Genomic DNA, 11,174 nt, shown 5'->3' on the forward strand with positions numbered 1-11,174 from the left:
ATCTTTCAGAACAGAGCTGTTGGAAATCCAGGTAAGTTCCCGGCAAACCGCTAACATTGAGTCAACCTTTGAAAATATTACTCGCACCACTCGACTGGGGATTAGGGCATGCAACCAGGTGCATACCGATTATCCGGTATCTGCTCGAAAAGGATTGTGATGTGACCATTGCTGCCGAAGGTGCTGCCGCTATACTCTTAAGAAGCAATTCTCCTGAGTTGACAATCATTCCTATTGAAGGTTACAAAATACGTTACAGCCGTTATGCGGGGGCTTTTGTTTTTAAAATCCTGATGCAGGTACCCCAAATTTTAAAGGCAATACACCATGAAAGGAAGTGGCTGGCAAAGGTTCAGGAGCAGTATCAATTCGATCTGGTTATTTCTGACAACCGGTATGGACTGAAAATAGGAGGGCTTCCCTCGGTCATCATGACACATCAGCTACAAATAAGATCGGGTGCAGGTGCGATGATAGACAGGTTGCTTCTACATGCACATTACCGGATTTTGGAGCAGTTTGATCAGTGTTGGGTAGTGGATCACCAAGGTCAAAATGGCATTGGCGGAGCACTATCTCATCCCAGGCGCATACCTTCTAACGCACGTTACATTGGGCCTCTCTCGCAACTAACAAGGTTGCCATTCCCGCACCAAACAAAAAAAGGCGGGGTACTGGTACTTTTATCTGGCCCAGAACCCCAGCGCACGCTTTTGGAACAGAAGATTCTTGCCCAAATTAGTGCTGACTCTCCATATGAGTATACGGTGGTGGGTGGAAATCCCGGCGGGTCTGTCCCGGATGAGCTTCCACTTGACATTGACTACCACACTCATCTGAATGCATCGCAACTGCAGGATCTGATGTTGAATGCCGATCTGGTCGTTTGCCGGAGTGGTTACTCCACGCTGATGGATCTTGCGGCCATGGGAAAAAAAGCACTGCTTATTCCTACTCCTGGTCAGTCAGAACAGGAATACCTGGCCAGGTACCTATCAGAGCAAGGATTATTTCTTTGGAGGAATCAATCATCGTTGCAGCTGGAAAGCGATATGGCAAAAGCATTAAAACTTTCCGGATTTTCAGAAGCTGCTGGCGCTTTTCATCATCTGGAAATGAAGAAAGCTATTGATGCAATCCTGGGCGTAACGTATAGGGTGTCGTAGCAACTGATCTAGTGGGGGACAATGCTATCGGATGGGAATATGAGCTTTGTCATGATTGGAACTTACCAGGATCATAAAAACCGCCTGGCATCACCACTACCTTCGATCTTTCGTCTGAGACAGCTGTCCGGATGCTCACCTTTAAATGACTTTGAAAAATGGAACTACTCAATAAAGTCGCCATTGTTACCGGCGCAGCTTCCGGCATTGGAAGGAGTGTTGCTTTGGCCTATGCCGCCGCTGGGGCGCGTGTGGTAGTATCTGATTTACAGGAAAAAGAAGCGCTCCAAACCGTTGACCTAATCACGAAGGCAGGCGGAGAATCATTTTTTTTTAAGGCTGATGTATCTTCTGCGGCCGAAAATGAGGCCCTGGTAGAGGCGGCTGTTCAAACTTATGGGGGATTACATATCGCCTGCAACAATGCAGGTATCGGTGGGGTGTCGGCTCCGACGGGTGAATATCCTGTCGAAATGTGGGACAAGGTAATCGGGGTCAACCTATCAGGTGTGTTTTATGGGATGCACTATCAAATCCCGGCAATGCTCAGATCCGGCGGCGGTACCATCGTCAATATGGCATCTATTCTGGGAAGTGTTGGATTTGCGAATAGTCCTGCCTATGTTGCTGCTAAGCACGGGGTGGTCGGGCTGACCAAAAATATTGCGCTCGAATATGGTTCAAAAGGAATTCGGGCCAATGCAGTGGGGCCTGCGTTTATTAAGACCCCACTACTGAAAGATATGGATGCCAAGACAATCGACTGGTTAGTGAGCAAACATGCTATGGGGCGACTCGGTGAACCCGAGGAGGTCGCTGAACTGGTTTTATGGCTTAGCAGTTCCAAATCATCTTTTGTCACTGGCTCATATTATCCGATCGATGGTGGTTATCTGGCCCAATGATCATTCAGTTCGGCAGGCCTCAGATGCTGATCATCGCTACTCTGCAATCCTGACATTTTTGATTTTAGCGGGTAGCCACACCTGCATGGGTCCTTTTCCGCGGTTGGCCCAGGTATAGTAGGGGATAGCGGTGACCAGCTGCGGTGTTGTTTTTACATTCAACCCATCAGCAGCAGCCTGAACCCTTAGCAAATTGGCCTGAACGGAAATCACGGATTCATCCAGTATCTGACTTTTTTGTGTATTAAACGTCGGGTTTTCAGGCATCAGCAGATTCCAAACCTCACCTGCATTATCCGCTCCCTCCACGCAATACACGAGTGGCCCGCGTTGGAGGGCAATGCGATCTTCGTTTGCTTTTACTTCTTTTCGGGACTGGATCTGGCGTACTTCCATAGGTAATTTTACTTCCACCTCATCGCCATTCTGCCAGGTGCGGTCAATCACTGCGTAACCTTTTTCGAGCTGGTAGGTGACCGGTTTGCCGTTGAGGAAGATCTCGAATTTCTCATTTCCGGTGGTCTTGAAACTGTAAAGTTCGCCGGGAACGGCTGTGTTTGCTGCCCAGCCGGGAATGCGGATGTTCAATGCATATTTTACCTTTTGAGCTGGGCTTACCTTTATTTTGATATTGCCCTCCCAGGGATAATTCGTATCCATGCGCAGAGGTACATTGGTTTTCCCGATCCGAAAGCTGGTATTACTGCCCACAAAGAGGTTTACCCAAACCTTGTTGTCGGATTTTCCGTAGATATAGTCACCAACCGAGGCCACTAGCCGGGCAATGTTGGAAGGACAGCAGGCTGTTCCGAACCACGCATTGCGTGAATTGTTACCTATTGACGAAAGCGGGTTGCCATAAAAAAAGTGGTCTCCGCTCAGGCTTAATCCGTCCAGGGCACCATTGTAAAGGCTCCGTTCGAGCACATCAATGTATTTGGCATCGCCAGTCAAAGAATTCATCCGCTGGTTCCAGAACACCATGCCTACGGAGGCGCAGGTTTCGCTGTATGCGGCGCCATTGGGCAGGTCATAATCGTCTGTAAATCCTTCATTATGGCCCGAAGAGCCTATCCCGCCCGTCAGATACATGTTTCGGTATACTACATCTTCCCAAACCGCTGTCATTGCATTCATATAGCCAGGGTCCAGCGTTACGGAGGCAACATCGGCTGCGCCCGTGTATTGGTACATGGCCCGCACTGCGTGTCCGGTGATCTCTTTTTGTTGTTTTACAGGCACGTCGTCCTGGCAGTATTTGGGATCTTTCCATTCGTCCCAGATTTTGCCTTTTCCATAACCGTGTCCACGTTGCTGTAAAAACCAGTCTGCCAGTTTCAGATATCTGTCTTCTTTGGTCAAATGATACATTTTCATCAGCGCCAGCTCAATTTCCTGATGCCCCGACACCCACGGCCTGTTAGCAACCCGGAATGTGGCGTCAATGTGGTCGGCCAGACGAATGGCAACATCGAGTAATTTTCGTTTGCCGGTTGTGTTATAATAGGCCACGGCTGCTTCCATTAAATGTCCTGCGCAGTAATCCTCGTGCTTTTCCATGTCGGTCCAGCGCTGGTTGATGTCAGTCAGCGTGTAAAAAGTATTTAGGTAACCGTCAGGCTGTTGCGCAGCTGCAATCTTGTCAATCCATTCGTCCGCTTTCTTTTCCAGGGCCGCGTCCGGGCGGTTTTTTAACGAGTAGGCCATTGCCTCGATGGCTTTGTATACATCACTGTCGTCGTAGTAAATTCCCTCGTGTTTTTCGCCCTGTTTGCGCGCGACCTTTTCAAAATTCCTGATCCGCCCCGATTTTTCTTCCGTCTGAATGATACAGGCATTGAGTGTTGCCGTCGCTACTTTCTCCTGTTTGGGCTTCCAGAAATTATCGTTGATGGTAACCTCGGAAAATCGTAAGGGCTCAATGCGCTGCGCTTGAACCTGCATCACAGTCAAAGAGAAGATGCTGGCTGCCAGCAAGGATATTTTGGTGGAATTTTGCATTAGGAATGTCGTTTTAAATCAAAGTTTTATTTTTTTCGGATAACAGGAAATTGCGAGATCCGGAGGTTTGTACAGCCGTAAGGAATCAAAATAATGTCTTCCTCCTTATCCTCCGTTTCCAGCTGATAGGTGAGGCTGTAAGGGATCGGGCCAGCCATTTCATTGTATAATCCCCACGAGGGAATGCGTCTGGCTCTGGTTTTAATCTGCAAAGGCGCGTTCTCAGGATTCCATGGGTAAGCTGAAACGGGCTTGGCCACTTCCCACTTGTATTGCTCTTCAAGTTTGTTGTCCGGTGTCAGGATCAAACCATAGTTCCAGGGCGTCGTGGGGCGTAATTCGTTGTAAACCGAGCCATATTCGATCGGATCTTTGTCATTTTTTACCGTTTTGGAAGATTCACCCACTTTCAATGCATAAGTAAGCGGGCCACGTTCCACCGAAATGGAATTTTCAACCCAGGTATTTTTAAAAATATGCATCGGTAATGTCAGCTCCACCACATCTCCTTTTTCCCATTCGCGCGACAGTTTCACGATTTGGTTTCCATCCGGTTCCATCCAAAGCTTTCCGTTTATTTTAATGGCACCCTTGCGGCACCATTCGGGGATCCGCAAATGAAACGGGAACACCGATTTGGCGGATGGATTAATGGTGAATTTGATGGTTTCTTCAAAAGGATAGGAGGTTTCTTCTTTCACGGCAACATCCACGCCACCTGGCAATTTGATCTTTGCCTCGCTGGCGGCGTAGGCTAATGCGGCTATGCCTTTATCGGCGGTTGCATACCAGAGATTTTGGACAAATTTGGGCCAGCCCTGGTGCATATTAGACGTGCAGCAAGGATAACCGGTAAGTAACCCTGTACAAAGATCGGTGCCACCGTGGTTCACATCGAAATTGCGGTGATGGCGCGTAGTCATCACCTGATTGGCCTGCTGAAAATACTGGCGCGTCATATAGTCGTCCGAAACCTGCGTCGGCAAAGCATTGAACGCCACTTTTTCAAGCATATCGGCATAAGCAACATCGCCTGTGATTTCGAGGATGCTTTCGAGTGAAAACATCATTTCGACGGCCGAACAAAGCTCTGAGCCCTGCGTTGGATCATTGCCGTGCAATGCTTCATCACCTCCATACAATCCATGGGCCATACCATTGAATTTGCGAATGTCCGCGAATCCTTTCTTGGTCGCATCCAGATATTTTTGTTCAGGGTGATGTTGAAAATAGATCAGCGGGGCCTTGATCCCCTGCGCCAGGTTGACACAATGGATACTGCCGCGGGTGGATAAAAGATCGGTGTTCAAAAATGCATCGGTATAGTCAAATGTCTGCTTATGAATCAGATTGCCCAGATCCAGCAAGAATTTGTCGCCCGTAATGTTGTAGAGCCAATACACGATCATCAGGTTATCCGCCCCGCGATACCGCGCCCAGAATGTCCAGTTGTCCAAGGGCTTTGCTGGCAGTTCTTTGAGTTGATATTTAAAATAGCGGGTCATTAGTGTAATCACGCGCTGGTCTGCGGTGGCCGAATAATATTGCTTTAATATTTTCAGCATCACCATTTTGGGCCACCAGTCGCGGCTATTGTCACGCTGTACGCCCGGCTCACGGCCATAGTCTTTCGAGGGGCCAAAATATCCGTCGTGCTGCTGGCTGTTAATTGCCCATTCAACCCAGGGTTTTGTTTTGGCGATCAGCTCCTGATCATCGAGAATGTAGGCCAGTGGTAGCAAGCCATCTATCCAATATGGCCCTCTTTCCCATTGGTCGCCATCGCCGCCGAGCCAGCCATTGCGTTTTCCCATGACCAGTGGATATAGCTCATCCAGTTTGCCGGTAGCGCCATTTTTCTGAGTAATGAGCATATCTTTAAGCCAGCCCTGCGGTTTTATGGTGCCCAGCGGAAGCTCGCTGTACGGATTGGAGCGCAAGGGCACGCGGCTGCCTGTGTAAGCGGCTGCGGAGTTACTGCCCTTCTGGGCAGTTGCATGGAATATGACGGTAAGAGATAGGAAAAGGAAGGAATAGACGGTTGTTTTTTTCATGCGGATTTTGTTGTCCTGAGTCTTTTGTAATATATAAAACTAATCAGATCGATAGCGTCAATTTCGTTAAAACGGGAGAAGACGCACGTTCTATACCGTCAACAAACACGCGTAGGCCGACGCCTTTGCCATACTTTTTTCCGGTTTTATCGTACAAAACGGTGATGGTCTTGCCGTGGTAGGAAACTTTATCAAGACAAAAATAATCCCACGCGTTATCGGGCAGAAGCGGGTTAACCACCAGCTGGTTGCCATGCTGTGGCCTGATCCCGACCAGTCCGGAAATAACGTGATCGCAGAATGCGGAATGGTTGTAATCTTTTCCACGTTCGCGGCCTCCTTTACCTGCCGACCAGCTGCCATTTTCCATCGTCGATAACCGGGTGCGGGAAATCCAGTCGCCGGTAAATGGGTTCAGATTTTCGTCAATCCACGGCACGAGCTTTCCATCTTCCCTGATCCGCTGGTGAGAGCGGCTATATGTGGTCAGCAGCTTCCAGAAGTCATCTTTTGTCATCACTTTCTGCTGATAATTGTTGAGCAGATTAGCCAGTGAGGTTAATGTAATGGTTGTTGAAAAAGGCCAGCTTGGACCGTTCCACTGACATTCGTGCCCTTCGTAAGCAATGCGGAAGCCGGGATGCCGCTGCTCTGTGGTAGTAGGGCCATAGGGTGCGAGAAATCCTTTTTCATCTGTCAGTTGCGCCCAGGCTATGGCGTGTTTTTCATCGGGGATAGAAAAATACCAGGGCGTAAAGCCGTGCAATTCCCGAACATCCGCCTGTTTTAATGCAGGCAAACCTCTTGCAATCACTTTGAAAAACTGCGCCTGATTATCCCAGAGTTTGCCTAAAATTTGCTTTTTGATATAAATCGCTTTTTGGTCAAATTCTTGCTCCAAAGCCTTGTTGCCAGCCATTTTGGCGATAGCAGACAAAGCTTTTGCATTCCCAAACATATAACTGTTGATGGTGGCGCGGTAACCCTGTTCGTTCTTGCCGTAAGCGCCGGAAACGGATATTTCCATGCCGTCGCGGTTATCGGTTTGCCAGAATAAGCCGGTCGAATCCAGCCTGATTTTCTCCCATTCCTTGTAGTCGTTGGCGAGGTCAGGCAAAAGATCCACCAGAAAGGCAGTGTCGGGATGGACTTGGGTAAAAGCGCTGATCGCATCGGCTGCCCAGGAAGAGTAGGAGCGGGGACTTGCGTCCCCTCTGAACCAAAACCTTGCATACTGCTTCAAAAAGCTGGTATCGCGCAACCATCGACCCTCGTAAAAGTGGTGACCAGCCGGACAATTGATCGAGTTGTATTGGCCTGCCCAGCTTACATCGGGCAGAAATTCGGTGATAATGTAGCCTGCCGGCGTTTGTTTAAGATGCTTGCGGTAAGTCCACCAACGGAAGTAATAGGTTTGTTCAAGTTGCTTATCGGGACATTCGAACAGCGGAATGTTTTGCGAGAGAAAATCCCACGCTTTTTCATTGGGAACTAGCTGCTTATAAATCTCTTCGTCCGCCACGTTAAAAGCTGTAATGTATGGTTTGAAACGCTCAGCTTTCAGGATAACGTCCTGCGCCTGAACGCCAACCGTAAAAATGAAGCTAGCGCCAAGCAGCAAAAAAAATCTTGTAATCATCATTTCGGATTCTGGTTGCCGGATGGACTGCTGCCTAAGTCTTTTGAAGTGGCCAGGGCAATGACCCTGCCGCGACTGCCTACTGCATTGTAAAAATGGTAAACCACCCCGTTCCATTTGACTACCCACGGCTTGTGAGCATATGTTTTATCATACGGTTCAGAGGATGAAATCAGATCTTCGCCGTCCCAATCTGTCCAGTTGACGAGGTCGTAAGAGCAGGCAAACCGCTCGAAAGCACCTGTTTTCCAGAATGCCCCAAAGTAGAACATGACGTAAAGATTACCGATCCGGGCGATTTGTGCATCGCCGCAAATGCCTGTATTACGGGTGATCAGCGGCTTTTGGCCGTGCCGTTTCCAGTGGGTCATATCATTGGAAACAGCCATAGCAATGCTCTCAAAACCATTCCCTTTTGCATCCGTTTTCTCACCTTTGGCATTATAATACATTACAAACGGATAACCCGTGTTCTTATTCTTGTCTCTGATAATGAGGCTCTTATAAATTGTTCTATTGTCGTACCAGCGTGCGTCCTTGTCTATTGCAGACAACACGGGCTTGACCAAGCGGTTCACTTCTTTTGGTTGCGTCAGATCATCGCTTGTCGCCATGCCAATGCCCAGCCTGCCGGCCTCGTAGCCTTTCTCGCCTCCGCCCAGGTAGGACAGCCAATATTTGTTATTAAACTGCTCCGGCTTGTAAGAACCACCCCAATCCGTGTCAATCAAAGCAACGTAAGCGGCCTTTTGCGTCGCGTCCCAGGTATTTTCTGTAAATGACATGATCTTCCCCAACTTGGTCCATTGCAGCAGGTTATCGCTTTTTGCCAGCCAGGTTTCATAGCCTTTTCCGTCAAAAACGATATAGGTCATAAACCATTGGTTGTCCTTTCTGAAAACGGTTGGACTGTCGACCATTCGGCCGCTGTCGGGCTGGGGAATGACGATGCCATATTTGAAAGGTGTTTTTATTTCATCAAATATCTTTTGCATGGTCTTTTTATCAATTCCGTTTTTATCGGGAGATTGACCAAAACATTGATATACAGCTAATAGCAACACACAACCAATCAGAACTCGCTTCATATTTATTGATAGGCCGGGTTTTGTTCCAGCTTTGGATTGGAATTAATGGCAATCTGCGGCAAAGGGAAAACGGCCCGGAATTCTCCGTTTGGTTTGTGTGATAGCCAGCTTTTGGTTGTATAAACCCCGAAACGGATCATATCGCGGCGTCGGAAACCTTCCCAGGCAAATTCCCAGCCCAATTCATCAAACATCCGTCCGTATTGAATCGCAACGGTATTTCCGGGCTGGACCACTTTATAATTTTCGACATAACCATATTCATAGCTGCTGCCTTTTTGCAGATCCGCTGCGGTCACCGTCGCCTTGGCTGGTTTAGTGGTAAATGCGCGGGCACGGACTTCCGAAACCACCGTCGCAGCTTCGTTTGCTTTTCCGGTACGCAACAGACATTCCGCTTTCATCATCAGTACTTGTGAATAACGGAAAAAAGGAAAGTCATTACCCAGGCTACCCATGGCGGCGGTTTTTACTTCAAACTTATTCATCCGGTAGCCCTCCGCTTCACCGGTATACAGGCCATCGGGCAGCGCATTGTTGAGCACCACATTTTTGCCTGCCTGATCGTACGAACCTTTGAGCGGTGTGATGCCATCGGCTGCAAACTGAGGACCGGTCATCCAGGTGGCAGTCAGTCGCTTATCATCTGCATCGTAGGTGTTGATGAATTGGGGAACACCTTTGGCCGAGCCTGCACCCCAAGGTGTTGCCAGCATGTTGACTTTGTTTTTCAGGGAGGCGTGCCATGAGAACATGTGGGCGCTGAATCCGCCTGCCAGATTTTCCTCAAAGGGAATGGCAAATATGATTTCCTGGGAATTTTGATTTTCTGTCACAAAAGGCGCAGAAAGACTTGACTCTAATTTGTACTTGCCGGAAGCAATGATCTCATTGCTAAGCGCCAGACATTCGGCCCATTTGGCTTCTCCTGCGTACACCTGCGCATTCAGGTAAACATTGGCCAGCAGCGTTTTGGCCGCCCACCTATTAAACCTGCCATACAGTAATGTGTTCTTTTCTTCGCTCAGATTCGGGATGGCGTCCGTTAATTCTTTTACTACAAAGAGATAAATATCTTTCCTGGCTGTTTTACCCTGCAGCTCATTGGACCGGTCAACGATCAGGGGCACATCCCCGAAGTTGTCGCAAAGCATCCAGTAGAAAAAGGCCCTTACTACACGCATTTCGGACACGAGCGCTTCCTGGGTCACGCCGCTTGGAATAACAATTTTTCCACTGTTGAGCTGGTCAATGAGGCGGTTTGCGTTGACTACCCCTGAATAAAAGCTATTCCACATATTGTTCACCTGAGGATTTTCTGAGTTCCAGGTATGCAAATGCATGCGTTTGTAGATGCCGCCATCGTCCCAGCCAGAAGCATTGGCAGGCATCACAATGGCATCCGCGGTAGATTCCTGAGCCATGTAGTAATGAGTATGCGAGATCAGGCTGCGCATGGTGGCATAGCCAATGCTCATGGCCTGGTAAGCATTGTTATAATTATAGGTCTCTTCCGTTACTTCGGAATAGATTTTTTCGTCCAGATCATTATTGCAGGCGCTTGCGGCAAAAACCAGCATCAGGATTGTACAGAGACGTGCGTTTAAAGGCTTCATAGTGTAAGACTTTTTGAATTTTTATCTTGATAAAACTAGAATGTTAACATCGCTCCCAGGGTAAAGCTGGTGGTTGCAGGATACCGGTTCTTATCGTCGATACCAGGCGCTAATCCGCTGATCCCCACTTCCGGATCAATGCCTTTGTAGCCGGTAATGGTGTAGAGGTTGGCCACTGATACGTAAATGCGTCCGCGTTTGAGATATTTGTTTTTTAGGTTCAGATTATAACCTGCCGTCACATTATCGATCTTCCAGTAATTGCCGTTCTCAATGTAATAGCTCACGTAATTCAGTGATTGGTCATCTGCTAACGGGCGTTTTCCATAAATGGGATCGTAGGCATTGGAACGCAGATTACCTCTTGTAAGCATTACCGGTGCACTCCAGAACATTTCGGTCATGTTCAGGATCTGGAAACCAAATGCACCGCGCATGGTTATGTTGATATCAAAGTTTTTGTAGGTCAATGTGTTGTTCCAGTTCAGGTAGCGTTTGGGTAAACCGTTTCCAATCACCTGTTTATCATCCGCTTGCTGCTGGGCTATGGGTTTTGGTTCTCCGTCTTTCCCTTCGATGATCCAATGTCCTGTTTCATCGATATCGATTGTTTTGAAGCCCCAGAAGTTACCGATCGGCTGCCCAACCTGTACCCGGTGCGTGGTTTGCTGAATAGGCTCACCTGTATTTCCCGTATCGAAATAG

Annotated in this window: 7 protein-coding genes and 1 pseudogene; 2 read left to right on the forward strand and 6 right to left on the reverse strand. The window is 48.2% G+C overall.

The window, feature by feature from the left end:
- Positions 1–68 precede the first annotated feature (68 nt).
- Together ABIO93_RS32630 and ABIO93_RS32635 are read left to right on the forward strand one after the other, a co-directional pair.
- Positions 69–1,166, forward strand: coding sequence for a glycosyltransferase (locus ABIO93_RS32630; RefSeq protein WP_348074253.1), 1,098 nt, complete (start codon positions 69–71; stop codon positions 1,164–1,166).
- A gap of 158 nt (positions 1,167–1,324) precedes the next feature.
- Entirely contained in the window at positions 1,325–2,071 is a 747-nt protein-coding gene (locus ABIO93_RS32635) for a glucose 1-dehydrogenase (protein WP_348074254.1), read from the forward strand.
- A 36-nt stretch (positions 2,072–2,107) separates the two neighbouring features.
- Here the strand turns inward: ABIO93_RS32635 and ABIO93_RS32640 are convergent, their stop codons facing one another.
- The 6 genes and pseudogenes from ABIO93_RS32640 to ABIO93_RS32665 all read right to left on the reverse strand — a co-directional run.
- Positions 2,108–4,072, reverse strand: a complete 1,965-nt coding sequence (locus ABIO93_RS32640) for a beta-L-arabinofuranosidase domain-containing protein (RefSeq protein WP_348074255.1) — start codon at positions 4,070–4,072, stop codon at positions 2,108–2,110.
- A gap of 26 nt (positions 4,073–4,098) precedes the next feature.
- Positions 4,099–6,126, reverse strand: a complete 2,028-nt coding sequence (locus tag ABIO93_RS32645) for a beta-L-arabinofuranosidase domain-containing protein (protein WP_348074256.1) — start codon at positions 6,124–6,126, stop codon at positions 4,099–4,101.
- 43 nt (positions 6,127–6,169) lie between these two features.
- A complete protein-coding gene (locus tag ABIO93_RS32650) occupies positions 6,170–7,768 on the reverse strand; it encodes a glycosyl hydrolase family 65 protein (RefSeq protein WP_348074257.1) in 1,599 nt (532 codons plus the stop codon).
- Positions 7,765–8,853 (reverse strand): glycosylase, encoded by a 1,089-nt coding sequence (locus ABIO93_RS32655; RefSeq protein ID WP_348074258.1) that lies wholly within the window; start codon positions 8,851–8,853, stop codon positions 7,765–7,767. Before ABIO93_RS32655 ends, ABIO93_RS32650 begins: the two co-directional genes overlap by 4 nt.
- Positions 8,854–8,855: 2 nt before the next feature.
- Complete coding sequence (locus ABIO93_RS32660) at positions 8,856–10,469, reverse strand: RagB/SusD family nutrient uptake outer membrane protein (RefSeq protein ID WP_348074259.1); 1,614 nt, start codon at positions 10,467–10,469, stop codon at positions 8,856–8,858.
- Positions 10,470–10,504: 35 nt separating this feature from the next.
- Positions 10,505–11,174: pseudogene (locus ABIO93_RS32665) on the reverse strand (SusC/RagA family TonB-linked outer membrane protein); the annotation flags it as partial.

The organism is Dyadobacter sp. (assembly GCF_039919315.1).
In the GTDB taxonomy this organism is placed as follows: Bacteria; Bacteroidota; Bacteroidia; order Cytophagales; family Spirosomataceae; genus Dyadobacter.